The sequence below is a fragment of the Vineibacter terrae genome, assembly GCF_008039615.1.
Lineage (GTDB): Bacteria > Pseudomonadota > Alphaproteobacteria > Reyranellales > Reyranellaceae > Vineibacter > Vineibacter terrae.
In genome coordinates this window covers 1-12,720 of the sequence record NZ_VDUZ01000016.1, presented here as the reverse complement: position 1 = coordinate 12,720, position 12,720 = coordinate 1, and the positions used below count along the sequence as shown (strand labels likewise).

11 protein-coding genes are annotated in these 12,720 nt (G+C 70.3%); 7 read left to right on the top strand and 4 right to left on the bottom strand.

Annotated features, from left to right (window positions below; translation table 11 throughout):
* Positions 1-10: 10 nt before the first annotated feature.
* The 3 genes from FHP25_RS15325 to hemC are packed head-to-tail and all read right to left on the bottom strand — an operon-like array spanning position 11 to position 4,622.
* Positions 11-1,420 carry a heme biosynthesis protein HemY gene (locus FHP25_RS15325; protein WP_147847821.1) on the bottom strand — a complete coding sequence of 470 codons (1,410 nt, stop codon included), beginning with the start codon at positions 1,418-1,420 and terminating at the stop codon, positions 11-13.
* A gap of 24 nt (positions 1,421-1,444) precedes the next feature.
* Entirely contained in the window at positions 1,445-3,685 is a 2,241-nt protein-coding gene (locus tag FHP25_RS15320) for a uroporphyrinogen-III synthase (protein ID WP_178133549.1), read from the bottom strand.
* A gap of 10 nt (positions 3,686-3,695) precedes the next feature.
* The gene (hemC, locus tag FHP25_RS15315; RefSeq protein ID WP_147847819.1) at positions 3,696-4,622 is read right to left on the bottom strand and encodes a hydroxymethylbilane synthase; all 927 of its coding nucleotides are present in this window, start codon (positions 4,620-4,622) and stop codon (positions 3,696-3,698) included.
* A 93-nt stretch (positions 4,623-4,715) separates the two neighbouring features.
* On the opposite strand from hemC, the gene tsaD reads away from it, so the two are divergent.
* From tsaD to FHP25_RS15285, 6 genes are all read left to right on the top strand, one after another.
* Positions 4,716-5,816 (top strand): tRNA (adenosine(37)-N6)-threonylcarbamoyltransferase complex transferase subunit TsaD, encoded by a 1,101-nt coding sequence (gene tsaD / locus FHP25_RS15310; protein WP_147847818.1) that lies wholly within the window; start codon positions 4,716-4,718, stop codon positions 5,814-5,816.
* A gap of 9 nt (positions 5,817-5,825) precedes the next feature.
* Positions 5,826-6,461, top strand: a complete 636-nt coding sequence (locus FHP25_RS15305; protein ID WP_147847817.1) for a TIGR02466 family protein — start codon at positions 5,826-5,828, stop codon at positions 6,459-6,461.
* Between the two features lie 2 nt (positions 6,462-6,463).
* On the top strand, positions 6,464-7,528 hold the full coding sequence (locus FHP25_RS15300; RefSeq protein WP_147847816.1) for a 2OG-Fe(II) oxygenase family protein: 1,065 nt from the start codon (positions 6,464-6,466) through the stop codon (positions 7,526-7,528).
* Between the two features lie 12 nt (positions 7,529-7,540).
* Positions 7,541-8,548 carry an NAD(P)H-dependent glycerol-3-phosphate dehydrogenase gene (locus FHP25_RS15295; protein ID WP_147847815.1) on the top strand — a complete coding sequence of 336 codons (1,008 nt, stop codon included), beginning with the start codon at positions 7,541-7,543 and terminating at the stop codon, positions 8,546-8,548.
* 1 nt (position 8,549) lies between these two features.
* The gene (locus FHP25_RS15290) at positions 8,550-8,963 is read left to right on the top strand and encodes an EVE domain-containing protein (protein ID WP_147847814.1); all 414 of its coding nucleotides are present in this window, start codon (positions 8,550-8,552) and stop codon (positions 8,961-8,963) included.
* A gap of 109 nt (positions 8,964-9,072) precedes the next feature.
* The gene (locus FHP25_RS15285) at positions 9,073-9,981 is read left to right on the top strand and encodes a DMT family transporter (protein ID WP_147847813.1); all 909 of its coding nucleotides are present in this window, start codon (positions 9,073-9,075) and stop codon (positions 9,979-9,981) included.
* Between the two features lie 265 nt (positions 9,982-10,246).
* Here FHP25_RS15285 and FHP25_RS15280 read toward each other — a convergent pair whose 3' ends face one another.
* Positions 10,247-11,230, bottom strand: coding sequence for a Bug family tripartite tricarboxylate transporter substrate binding protein (locus tag FHP25_RS15280; RefSeq protein ID WP_147847812.1), 984 nt, complete (start codon positions 11,228-11,230; stop codon positions 10,247-10,249).
* A 131-nt stretch (positions 11,231-11,361) separates the two neighbouring features.
* On the opposite strand from FHP25_RS15280, the gene gtdA reads away from it, so the two are divergent.
* Positions 11,362-12,423 carry a gentisate 1,2-dioxygenase gene (gtdA, locus tag FHP25_RS15275; RefSeq protein WP_147847811.1) on the top strand — a complete coding sequence of 354 codons (1,062 nt, stop codon included), beginning with the start codon at positions 11,362-11,364 and terminating at the stop codon, positions 12,421-12,423.
* Positions 12,424-12,720: the final 297 nt, after the last annotated feature.

Sequence of the window (12,720 nt, the reverse complement as noted above, 5' to 3'; positions counted from 1 at the left end):
CCGGCGAGATTCAGGATGCCGGCGCTTTCGCCTCGGCCGGCGGATCCGGCGGCAGGACCTCCTGCTCGGGGCGCAGGCGCAGCGTGCTGGTGGCTGCGGCCGCCGCCACGGCATGGGATGACGGCGGCGGCATCTGCCATTCGGTGGTGCCGAAGGCGGCGCAGGAATCGCAGACGGCCAGCCACCTGTCGTGGACCGCGCCGCAGCTGCGGCAGCGCCACTGCCGGTCGCCCGGCGAGTCGGCGGCGCGCGCCAGCCATTGGCGCACCTTCTCGCCGTCGCCGTACTCCTGCTCCTCCAGGTCGGCCATGAGCCGGCACAGCCGCGTCGGCGCATCCGGCCGCTCGGCGCCGGCCGCCACGAGATGGCGCCGGGCTTCACCCCATAGCCGCGCCTCCAGGCATTCGCGGGCCAGCGCAATGCGGCTGTCGAGATCATCGGGGTTGCCGGCCGTCAGGCGACTGAGGGCCTGCACCCGCTTGAGCGCATCCTTCTCGCCGGCAGCCGCGAGGTAGAGCTGCGCCAGATCGGGATGTGGCGACACCGGCCAGGCGCGCTCGATCGCCTTCATCGCCTTCCTGCCGTCACCACGCTTGATCAGCAGCTCGGCGTAACGATAGGCCACGGGCTCGCGTTCCGGCGCCAGCGCCAGCGCCGCCCTGGCATGGTCGACGGCATCCTGGTCGGCGCCGCCGCGCTCGGCGGCGCGGCTGCGCTCGACCAGCAGCAGGGCGCTGAGCGTGCGGCCGCGCTCCGGATCGACGATCTTGCGCTTCAGCCCGACCTGCAGGGTCTCCTGCGCCGCGCTCCATTTGCCGGCCTGCGCCTGCATGTCGAACAGCGAGCGCACGACCCACGGCGTGTCGGGCCGGCGCTGGAAGGCCTGCTCGGCATAGGCCAGCGCCTTGCTCGAATTGCCATCCTTCAGCGACTGCATCATGAGCCCGCGCAACCCGAGGAAGGCCATCTGCGGATCGTCGAGCATGGCCGCGAAATAACGCTGCGCGGCATCACGGTCGCCGGCAAGCTGGGCCGCCTGGGCCGACAGCAGGCGCGTCAGCGGCGGCTCCTCGAGCAGCTTCTCGGCCAGCCGGGCGCAACGCTGCGCCTCGGCCGCATCACCGGCAGCGACCGCGACCATGCCCTGCGTCAGCGCGCGATAGCCCTTGCGACGGCGCGACTCGCCCCAGATGTCGAACACGGTGGACGGCGCGCCGGCGAGCCAGCGCCACAGCGCATAGAGCAGCGCCGCCAGCACGCAGAGCACGACGATCACGATCAGCACCACGCCGACGCTGGTGTCGAGCCGCCAGCCGTGCCATTGCACCGTCACCACGCCGGGCCGTTCCACCAGCCAGACGGCGAGGGTCATGGCCACAACAAGCAGCACAAACCAGACCAGGGTCCGCACAAGGGTCATGCGTATCGTGCTCCAGCCGCCGCGTTACTTGGAGTCGGCCCGCGACAGCAGGCCGATGCCGTGAAGGCTAAGCCGATCGACGGCGCGCTGGGCCGCGAGATAGGCATCGGCGCGCGCCAGCCAGTCGCGCGCCGGATCGATGGCGGGGCTCTTCAACCCCTTCATCTCGGCCACGGCCTTGGCGATATCGCCAGCCTCGATCGCCGCCTCGGCGCGCGCCAGGATCGCCTCCGGCGTCGCGCCGACGACATCGTCGCCGACGCGGCGTATCGACACGAGCTGCTTGAGCTTGCCCAGCAGGCGTTCTCCCCAGGAGTCGTCGGCGACGTCCGCTGCCAGCACGCGGCGCGCCATCTCGGGAAACGCGCCGGCCAGCGTCCGGCGGGTGGCAACACCGGCGGACGCGAACGGCGCCAGCTCGCCCTGGATGGCGGCGATGGCCGGATCACCGGCGGCCAGCGGCTTCAGCAAGTCGGCGTCGGCCACGAACGGACCGCCGGCATCGATCGCCTGGCGCAGCCGCGTGGCGATGCCCAACGCGGCCGCGGCTCGGCCGTTGTCGCCGGCGCGCCGGTCGCTGTCGCCGCGCGAGGCGACGTCCTGGCGCACGGCGTCGAGCTTCGCGGTCACGTCCTTCTCGACGGCGGTCACGCGCTCCGTCAACGCTGCCGTCATGCCGCGCGTGCGTTCGATCTCGGTCGTGTTGCGTGCAAGCTGATCGCGCAGCCGTGCCTCGGCCTCGCCGACCGCGCGCGCGAGCGCGGCGCTGTCGACGACGCCACTCAACGTGCCGCTGACCTGGGCCTCGCGCTTCTCGAGCCGGTCGAGGCGATCCATCAGGACCGCGACCTGGCGCGCCACATCGGCCGGGACATCGCTCGTCGTGGCGCCCGGCGCGGCAGCCCGGTCCGTCAATGAGCGGATCGTCGTGTCCGCCGCCTCCTGCCGATTCTTCAGCGTCGCCATATCGGATCGCAGCGTCGCCAGCTCCTGGCGGGCTTGCGCGATATCGGCCGCGATGCGCGCCGCCGCCTCCACGTCACCACTCTTGCCAAGACCATCGACCTTCGCAGCGAGGTCCTGCATCGCGGCCAGCCGGCTCCCCTGCGCCGCCAGCTTGTCCTGCAGCTCCTTGAGCTGGGCTGCCTGGGCTGCAACCGTGTCGAGCGCCCGTGCCTTGGCCTCGAGCTGCGCCAGGCGTTCATCCAGCGGCTTCAAGGAACCGGCCAATGTCTCCCGCGACACCGGTGCGTTGCCGGCATCCTGCGCAGTTGGCGCAAAGAACTGGCGCACCGCCTGCGGCCGCGCCTCGTAGACGGCCAACGCGCCGCCGAGGACGACGACCGATGCGACGAGGCCGCTGATGAAGGCACCGACGACGCCCACGCCGCGGCGCGGCGCTGGAGCGTGAGAAGCCGCCTGCGTGCCGGCTGCCGCCACCGCGTTGTCGTCTGCCGCTTCGGTCGGTTGGATCTTGTCGCCAGCATCTGCCTCGGGGGCAGTCGACTTCTTGTCGTCGCTCATTGTCGGCGATCCCGTTCGTGGTGGCGTCACCGCATCGAGGGAAGCGAGGACACCGTCCTGGGTCGGCGTGCGCGCAGCAATCCGCGCACGCCACGAAATGCCATCGGCGCCAGCCAGCGCGGCCGGACTGATGGCCACGGCAACCGTCCGCGCCAGGAACGGCGCGATGCCGGTCTGCTCGGCCACCTTAACAAAGGCCTGCGCCGTGCGTGGCGAAAAAAACGTGACTGCGTCGACGCGCCCGTCCTCGATGGCCTGCACGATCTCGCGGGGCAAGGCATCGACGTTGCGTGTCTCGTAGAGCACGACGTCGTCGACAGTGAAGCCTGCCGTCCGCAGGACGCCGGCGATGTCGCCAGCCTTCACGGCGCCGCCGGCATGGATCAGCCGGCCATCCGCCGGCGACAGCCGCCGCGACACGAAAGCGATCAATGTCCGCCCGTCGCCGCTGGCCGACACCACGTCCGTGAACCCGAGCTGGCGCGCGGCGTCGGCCGTCGCATCGCCGACCGCCATGATGCGATAGCCGCGCACCTTGGTGGCCTGCGCCAGCGCCCGCGCGCCGTTGATGCTGGTGAGCAGGACCGCCTGAGCCGCTGCCAGCTGATCGGCAAGCCCGTCCGGCACCGGCAGGATCACCACGCTCAGCATGGGCGCCAGCAGCGCCTCGTGCCCACGCGCGCTCAGCTGCTCGGCGAAAGACTGCGCCTCGGGCTCGGGCCGCGTGATGAGGACGCGCATCGCGCGCGGCTCAGCCGAAGAAGCCGGGGCCGGCGCGGCGCCGCAGCTCCTCGCCGGCATCGACGCCCAGCGCGTCGCCGTCACCGGCAGCGCCACGCCGCTCGGTGGCGATCACCTCGCTGCCATCGGGCCGCGCCACCAGCGCCCGCAGCCAGAGCTGCCCGCCGTCGAGCACGGCATGGCCGGCGATCGGCGTGCGGCACGAGCCATCGAGCACGCGCAGCATCGCGATCTCGGCGCGCACGCAGCGCGCCGTCGCCTGATGGTCGATCGCGGCCAGCAGATCGCGCACCCGCCCATCGTCGCTGCGGCATTCGATGCACACGGCGCCCTGGCCCACCGCCGGCAGCATCTCGTCGACGGGGATCACCACGCCGACATCGCCGCGGCCCAGCCGATTGAGTCCGGCCCGTGCCAGGATCAGCGCATCGGCGGCGCCGTCCTGAAGCTTGCGCAGCCGCGTGTCGACATTGCCGCGGATCGGCTCGACCCTCAGGTCGGGCCGGCGATGCAGCAGCAGCGCCTGACGGCGCAGCGCCACGGTTGCGACGGTGGCTCCCTTCTTCAGATCGGCGATCGCGCGCGCATCGCCGCGCGCGATCAACACGTCGCGCGGATCCTCGCGCGGCAGGAACGCCGCCAGGGCCAGTCCATCCGGCTGCAGCGTCGGCATGTCCTTGGTGCTGTGCACGCCGATATCGACCGAACCGTCCAGCAGCTGCTCCTCGATCTCCTTGGTGAAGAGGCCCTTGCCGCCGATTTCCGACAGCTTGCGCGCCTGCTCGCGATCACCCGTGGTGCGGATCGCGACGATCTCGAGGGCGCCATCGCGCGCCAGCGCCGGATGGGCCGCCTTCAGGGCGTCACATACCAGCGTTGCCTGAGCCAGGGCCAGCTTGCTGCCGCGTGTGCCGATGCGAAGAACAGGGGACGTCATGCAAAAGGGTGTAGCCTTCCGCCGCGTCCCGCGAAAGTGGCCAGAGGCCGCGGCAGCGGCTACAAGGTCGGCTCTGCCAGATGGGCTGACTTGATGCTGGTGCTGGGAATCGAGACAAGCTGTGATGAGACGGCGGCCGCCGTGGTCGAGGCCGACCCGACGCCGGGCACGCCGGTGGGCCGGATTCGTGCCAACGCGATCTACGCCCAGCTCAGCGAGCACCGGCCGTTCGGCGGCGTGGTGCCGGAAATCGCTGCCCGCGCCCATCTCGAGCGCATCGACGGCATGGTGGCCCGCGCGCTGGCCGATGCCGGTGTCGGCTTCGCCGACCTCGACGGCGTCGCCGCGACGGCGGGGCCCGGCCTGATCGGTGGCGTGATCGTGGGCGTGATGACGGCCAAGGCGATCGCGCTGGCGCATGACAAGCCGTTCCTGGCCGTCAACCACCTCGAAGGCCACGCGCTCACCACGCGCCTGGTCGAGCCGGTCGCCTTCCCTTTCCTGCTGCTGCTGGTCTCGGGCGGACACTGCCAGCTCCTGGCGGTCCAGGGAGTCGGGCGCTACAGGCGCCTGGGCACCACCATCGACGATGCTGTCGGCGAAGCCTTCGACAAGACGGCCAAGCTGCTGGGCCTGGGCTTTCCCGGCGGGCCCGCCGTCGAGCGCGCCGCACGCGATGGCGATCCGGCGAAATTCGACCTGCCACGCCCACTGTGGCGCAAGCCGGGCTGCGATTTCTCGTTCTCCGGCCTGAAAACGGCGGTGCGGCTAGCCGCCGCAGGCCTGCCGAAGGACGATCCGCGCGCGATCGCCGACCTGGCGGCGAGCTTCCAGCGCACCGTGGGCGACATCCTGGTCGACCGCTGCCGTCATGCCTTCGACATGTTCCGCACCACCTGCGGCCTCCCTCCCGACACGCCCGTGCCGCTGGTGGTGGCAGGCGGCGTCGCCGCCAACCAGCACCTGCGGGCGCGGCTGGCAGATGTCGCGGCTTCATGCGGCGCGCGCCTCGTGGCGCCGCCGCCGGCACTTTGCACCGACAACGCAGCGATGATCGCCTGGGCCGGCATCGAGCGGCTGCGGCTGGGGCTGGTCGACGGCCTCGACGTCGCCCCGCGGCCGCGCTGGCCGCTCGACCCGGCGGCAACCGCCGCGATCGGCAGGACCGGTGTCGGCGCCGGCGTGAAGGTGTAGGCTGCCGCCATGTCGTCTGCTGCCCCGAAAGTCGAAGTCGCGCCGCTGTTCGCCACGCCCATCGCCGTGGTGGACGTTCCCGGCGCCGCCGCGCTCAACGCCGAGCTCAAGGCCGTGATCCTGGCGCAGGAGAAGGCGACGCCCAGCACGCAGCACAGCAACCTCGGCGGCTGGCAATCGAGCTGGGACATGGAACGCTGGGGCGGCGGCGCCGCGGCACGGCTGCTCGACGTGGCCCGCGGCGTCGCCAACGGCCTCACCTGCGATCGCCAGGGCCGTCCCGTGCCGATCACATGGAAGTCCAACATCTGGGCCAACGTGAACCGCGCCGGCCACGGCAACGAGTTTCATTTCCATCCCGGCAGCTTCTGGTCGGGCGTCTACTACGTCGAGGACGGCGGCATCGGAACGGATCCGTCGCTGGGCGGCGAGCTGGAGTTCATGGATCCGCGCGGCGCGGCGCCAGCGATGTACGCGCCCCATCTTGCCTGGACCGTGCCCGGCGGCCGTTCGATGGGCGCCTGCGAGACCATCCCGCCCCGCGCCGGCCGCATGGTCATGTTTCCCGCCTGGATGCTGCACGCCGTGCGCCCCTATCACGGCGCGGCCGAGCGCATCTCGGTGGCCTTCAACCTCAGTGTGTGAGCATGAACGGCCCTGCCTTCCCGTTCCGACCCGGCGATCGGGTCCCCGACATCCCGCTGCCGAGCCTCGATGGACAGATGCGCAAGCTGCAGTGGGCATTCCAGGGCGAGCCGGTGGTGCTGATCGCCCTGGCCGACGCACGCGCGCTCGATGACGACGCCATGCGGATCCTGTCCGACGCCGTGGCGCAGGGTGCGACGCCCGCCATGATCATTGGCGCCGCGCCGTCGTCGCTGAACGTCGGCACGATACCGGGCGTCGACAGATCCTTCATCCTGTGCGACGCCGAGCGCCGCTTCCTGCGCCCGCTGCTGGCACCGGATACGGCATCCGCCACCGCATCGCCGGCACGGCGCACGCTGGTGCTCGACGCCAACCAGAGGCTTGTCGGCCAGACGGCCGCCGGCCCGCTCGAGACGCAGCTCGCCGCCATCCGCGACGCGATCGCCGTCGCCCGCGCCGACCGGCCGGCGGAGCAGCAACTGCTGTTCGGTTCGGCGGCGCCGGTGCTGATGCTGCCGCGCGTGTTCGAGCCGCCGTTCTGCCGTGCGCTGATCGACCTGTGGTCGGCGGGCGAGCGCGCCGACGGCGGCGTGGCCAGCCGCTACGGCAATGTCATGGCGGCCGACCGCAAGCGCACCGAGGACCACATCGTCACCGATCAGAACATCAACAAGCAGATCTCCGACCGGCTCGCCTACCGCATCGGGCCGGAGCTGGGCAAGGTGTTCGCGTGGGATGCCGAGTTCGGCTTCGATGCGCATGTCATCATCTCATATGCAGCCGAGGCGCAGCATTATTTCCGGGCCCACCGCGACAACGGCACGCCGCAGACGGCAGACCGCACGTTCGCAGTCTCCCTGAACCTGAACGAGGACTACGATGGCGGCGAGCTGGCGTTCCCGGAATACGGGCCGACGCGCTACAAGCCCAAGGCCGGTGCCGCGGCCGTGTTCTCGTGCTCGCTGCTGCACGAGGCCCTGCCGGTGACGCGCGGCCGGCGCTTCGTGCTCACCACGTTCTTCCGCAACCGCGGCCCGCAGGCGCCGCAGCGACGCACCTCCTGAGTCCGGCCCGAGATGCCATCCTCCCTCTACGCACATGTCGGGATCGTGGGCGGCGGCGCCTGGGGCACGGCGCTGGCGCTGACGGCGCAGCGGGCCGGCCGTCAGGTGACCTTGTGGGCGCTGGAGCCCGAAGTCGTCGACGACATCAACACCGCCCGCCGCAACCAGCGCTACCTGCCGGGACACACGATCGCGGCCGGCATCACCGCTACTTCGGCGCTGGCTGATCTCGCGTCCTGCGACGTCGTCCTGCTGGTAACGCCGGCGCAGGCGTCCGGCGCGGTGGCGCGCCAGTTGGCGCCGCTGGTGCCGGCGACGGTGCCGATCGTGGTCTGCGCCAAGGGCATCGAGGCGGCGGCGGCGAAGCTGATGCCCGCGGTCGTCTCCGATGCGCTGCCCGGCCATTCGATCTCGATGCTGTCCGGCCCGACCTTCGCCGAGGAGGTCGCGCAGGGGCTGCCGACGGCGGTCACGCTGGCCAGCCCCGACCGCGCCCTGGGTGAAGCGCTGGCGCATGCGCTGCGCACGCCGACATTCCGGCCCTACTGGACCGATGACGTGACCGGCGTGGCGCTGGGCGGCGCCATCAAGAACGTGCTGGCGATCGCCTGCGGCGTCGTCGAGGGGCGCAAGCTGGGAGACAATGCGCGGGCCGCCGTGCTGACCCGCGGCTTCGCCGAGATGGCACGGCTGGGCCTGGCCATGGGCGCGCGGCTGGAGACGCTCGCGGGCCTGGCCGGGCTGGGCGACCTCACCCTGACCTGCAACGGCCCGCTGTCGCGCAACCGCTCGCTGGGCGTCGCGGTCGGCCAGGGCATCAAGGCCGCCGATTTCCTGGCCGGGCGGTCGAGCGTGGCCGAGGGCTTCCATACCGCCCCCATCGTGCAGGCGCTGGCAGCCCGCCACCAGGTCGAGATGCCGATCTGTGCCGCCGTCGCGGCGCTGCTGCATGATGGCGCCGACATCGACGACACGATCCGGGCGCTGCTGGCGCGGCCACTGAAGGGCGAGGGAGAGTGATATGGCCCATTGGCTGGTGAAATCCGAGCCGTCCACCTATTCCTGGGACCAGCTCGTGAAGGACAAGCAGACGTTCTGGAGCGGCGTGCGCAACTTCCAGGCCAGCGCGAACATGAAGGCGATGAAGGTCGGCGACCTGGCGTTCTTCTATCATTCCGGCGAAGGCAAGGAGATCGTCGGCATCGCCAAGGTCGTGAAGGAATACTACCCCGACCACACCGACAAGACGGGCAAGTTCGGCATGGTCGACCTCGCGACGGTGAAGCCGCTGAAGACGCCGGTGACCCTGGCCGACATCAAGGCCGAGCCGAAGTTCAAGGACCTGGCGCTGGTGCGCCTGTCGCGGCTGTCGGTGCAGCCGGTGTCCGACGCCCATTGGGACATGATCCTGAAGATGGGCCACACGACGGCATAGGACCGCGCCGCGCCAGGCAGGCGACGGCGGCCTCGCCCCACCGGAATGACAGGGTTGCGCAACATCGCGCTGGCGCGCGCGATGCGCGCCGCTAGGATCGTGCCCCGACATGTCGACGGCTGTCGCCCTCTCCGCCCACCCGGCCGATGCCAACCGGCGCGGCATCATCGCCATGGCGGCGGCGATGACGCTGTTCATCGTCAACGATGCCCTGATCAAGGCGGCGGCCGAGGCCATGCCGGCGGCGCAGGCCATCTTCATTCGCGGCCTCTTCGCCACGGCGCTGGTGCTCGTGGCGGTGATGGCCATGGGCCAGGTCCGCAACCTGCCCCGGCTTGCCGACCCGCACGTCGCCTTCCGCGCGCTGCTCGACGTGCTGTGCACCTTCGGCTACCTCGTGGCCCTGTTCAACATGCCGATCTCGATCGCCACCGCGATCAACATGGCGGCGCCGCTGGCGATCTGCGTGCTCGCCGTGCTGCTGCTGCGCGAGCATGTCGGCTGGCGGCGCTGGGCGGCCGTGACAGCCGGCTTCGCCGGCGTCCTGCTGATCATAAAGCCGACTCCCGACGGCCTCGATGGCTGGGCGCTGCTCTGCCTCGGCGCCACGGTGCTGAACGGCGCGCGCGACATCTACACCCGCCGCATCGGCGCCCATGTGCCCTCGATCGTCATCACCCTGGCCACCACGCTCGGGGTGACCATGGTCGCCGGGCCGGTGGCGGTGGCCGAGGGATGGCGGCCGATCGCCTGGCATGAGCTCTCGCTGCTTGCCACGGCATCGGTGTTCCTGGCGGCCGGCTACCACCTGGTGGTGATCGCCATGCGCGGCGGCGAGGCGTCCCTGGTCGGCGCGTTCCGCTACACCGGACTGCTGGGCGCCCTGATCATCGGCTACGTGGTGTGGGGCGAGGTTCCGCACACCCTGGCATGGCTCGGCATCGCCCTGCTCGTCGGCGCCGGCCTCTACATCCTGCATCGCGAGCGGGTCCGCGCCCGCGAGGCAGGGCACCGCTGAATTCTCCCCCTGCGATAGCGCGTTGCGCAATTGCGGCAATCCCGGAAACGAAATCGTCGCCGCGAAACGCGTGACAAAAACGACAACAATGACTGAAAGTCGCCTGCGCCATCGCCACCTCCGCGCGAAGCCTGCCGACAGAGGGGCCCTATATGGTGAGAGCGCAGGCCGGCACAACGGAACGAAATCAGACGTGGCCGTTTTTTCCATGAGCGCGCCGGGAGGCGCGCGGTCCGGATCGGGCTCCCGCGCGCCTTCGCCGGCGTCACTCCGGCTCGATGCCGGCCGCCTTCATGATGTCGCGGTAGATCTCGATCTCGGCGAGCTGCAGGCGGCGCAGCGCATCGGGGCTGCCGGGCTGGATCAATGAGCCGCTTTCGGCCTGCCGCTTCACATAAGCCGGATCGCTGATGATCTGCACCAGCGCGGCATGCAGCTTGTCGCGAATGGCGGGCGGCAGGCCGGCCGGCGCGAACACGGCCGTCCACGATCCCAGCTCGAAGCCGTCGAGGCCCTGCTCGATCATCGTCGGGATGTCCGGCGCCAGCGCATAGCGTTCGCGCGAGGATGTTCCCAGGCAGCGCACGGCGCCGGCCTTCACCTGCGGCAGCCCCGTGACCGGATCGGTGAACATGATCTGCACGTGGCCGGCCACGAGATCCTGCAGGCCCAGCGGCGTGCTCTTGTACGGCACGTGCACGATGTCGATGCCGGTCTTCCATTTCAGCATCTCGCCGGCAATGCGGGTCGAGGCGCTGCCGCTGGCGAAGTTCAGCTTCCCCGGCTGCTGCCTGGCGATTCCGACGAGCTCCTTCACGTTCTTCGCCGGCAGCGAGGGATGGACCATCAGGAAGGTCGGCGCCGAGCCGATTGCGGTCAAAGGCTCGAAATCCTTCAGCGGGTCATAGCTGAGCGACTTCATCATCGCGACGTTCGACGCCACCGCCGTGTTCGACGTCACGAACAGCGTCTGGCCGTCCGGCTTGGCACGCGCCACGATCTCAGCTGCGATGGCGCCGTTGCCGCCGGCCTTGTTGTCGACCACCGCCGGCACGCCCCACAGCCGGTTGAGACCCTCGGAAATGTGGCGCGCGCCGGTGTCGGTGGCCGACCCGGCGGCGAACGGCACCACGATGCGGATCGGCCCGTTGGGATAGGCCTGCGCAACGGCGCGGCCAGCGGTCGTCGATGCCCATGCGGCTGCCGCTGTTGCGGCCAGCGCCCGGCGCCGCGTGATTGCGATGGTCATGAACTGGTTCCTCGGCTGGGCCGGCAATGAAGCTCAAGCCCGCACTCCCTGCAAGCAGCGCCGGCGCATTGGCGCTCTGCAGGCCGCCGGCCTAAGATGCGGCCAAGAACGCATCATCACAGGACACGGCCATGAGCGCCCAGACCGCCACCTTGAAGCCCACGACCGGCAACAACGCGCGGCGTGATTTCTACGAGCGTATCGGCGCCCTTTCCATGGCTCCCCTGTGGGAGTCCCTGCATCAGCTCGTGCCGCCGACGCCGGCGCCGAAATACGTGCCGGCGCACTGGTCCTACGACGCGGTGCGCCCCTTCCTCATGGAGTCCGGCAGCCTGATCACCGCCAAGGAGGCGGTGCGCCGCGTGCTGATCCTGGAGAACCCGGCCATGCGCGGCAGCGCCTGCTGCACGCCCACGCTCTATGCCGGCCTGCAGCTCATCCTGCCCGGCGAGATCGCGCCCAGCCATCGCCATACGCAATCGGCGCTGCGCTTCATCGTCGAAGGCGAAGGCGCCTATACCGCCGTCGACGGCGAGCGCACCATCATGCACGAGGGCGATTTCGTGATCACGCCGACCTGGACCTGGCACGATCATGGCAACGATTCGTCCCAGCCGATGGTATGGCTGGACGGCCTCGACATCCCCCTGGTGGCCATGTTCAACGCCGGCTTCGCGGAGAACTACGGCGCCGACGAGCAGCCGGTGACCCAGCCTGAAGGCTACTCGGACGCCCGCTTCGCGCACGGCCTGCTGCCGGTCGACTGGAAGGCCAGCCGCCAGACGTCACCGATCTTCAACTATCCCTATGCCCGCACGCGCGAGGCGCTGGAGCGGCTCGACAAGGATGGCCCACCCGATGCCTGCCACGGCCACAAGCTGCGCTATGTGAATCCGGCCAATGGCGGGGCGCCGATCGCCACCATGGGCACGTTCATGCAATTGCTGCCCAAGGGATTCGCATCGGCGCCCTACCGCTCGACGGACGGCACCGTCTTCTCGGTCGTCGAAGGTGCCGGCGAATCCACGATCGGCGACACCACGATCCGCTGGAAGAAGCGCGACCACTTCGTGGTGCCGAGCTGGGCGCGCGTGACGCATCGCGCCGATTCGGAAGCGGTGCTGTTCAGCTTCTCCGACCGGCCGGTGCAGGAGCGGCTGGACCTGTGGCGCGAGGATCGCGGCGGGAAGTGACGTCCCACCCTCGCCCCGCGGCAGCGGGGAGAGGGAGGGACCCATCGCGAAGCGATGGGAGGGTGAGGGGTACGAGCGACCAGTCCCTGTTCTCTCCGCATGGCCTGATCGTTCCTACCCCTCACCTTCCCATGCCTTCGGCATGGGCCCCTTCCTCTCCCCGCTCGCGGGCTAGGGCGTCTACAGATCGTTGAGGGCATAACCTTGTGCGAGGGCGCGGAAGTAGGTCAAGCCGTTGAAGAAGGTGATGGGTCCCGGCGGCTTGGTTTCATATACATGCCATCCGCCGAGCTTTGC

Excerpts from the sequence above, each read along its gene's own strand:
- tsaD (WP_147847818.1), top strand. The coding sequence starts at position 4,716 with ATGCTGGTGCTGGGAATCGAGACAAGCTGTGATGAGACGGCGGCCGCC.
- FHP25_RS15300 (WP_147847816.1), top strand. The coding sequence starts at position 6,464 with ATGAACGGCCCTGCCTTCCCGTTCCGACCCGGCGATCGGGTCCCCGAC.
- FHP25_RS15280 (WP_147847812.1), bottom strand. The coding sequence starts at position 11,230 with ATGACCATCGCAATCACGCGGCGCCGGGCGCTGGCCGCAACAGCGGCA.
- FHP25_RS15305 (WP_147847817.1), top strand. The coding sequence starts at position 5,826 with ATGTCGTCTGCTGCCCCGAAAGTCGAAGTCGCGCCGCTGTTCGCCACG.
- hemC (WP_147847819.1), bottom strand. The coding sequence starts at position 4,622 with ATGACGTCCCCTGTTCTTCGCATCGGCACACGCGGCAGCAAGCTGGCC.
- FHP25_RS15285 (WP_147847813.1), top strand. The coding sequence starts at position 9,073 with ATGTCGACGGCTGTCGCCCTCTCCGCCCACCCGGCCGATGCCAACCGG.
- FHP25_RS15290 (WP_147847814.1), top strand. The coding sequence starts at position 8,550 with ATGGCCCATTGGCTGGTGAAATCCGAGCCGTCCACCTATTCCTGGGAC.
- gtdA (WP_147847811.1), top strand. The coding sequence starts at position 11,362 with ATGAGCGCCCAGACCGCCACCTTGAAGCCCACGACCGGCAACAACGCG.
- FHP25_RS15325 (WP_147847821.1), bottom strand. The coding sequence starts at position 1,420 with ATGACCCTTGTGCGGACCCTGGTCTGGTTTGTGCTGCTTGTTGTGGCC.
- FHP25_RS15320 (WP_178133549.1), bottom strand. The coding sequence starts at position 3,685 with ATGCGCGTCCTCATCACGCGGCCCGAGCCCGAGGCGCAGTCTTTCGCC.
- FHP25_RS15295 (WP_147847815.1), top strand. The coding sequence starts at position 7,541 with ATGCCATCCTCCCTCTACGCACATGTCGGGATCGTGGGCGGCGGCGCC.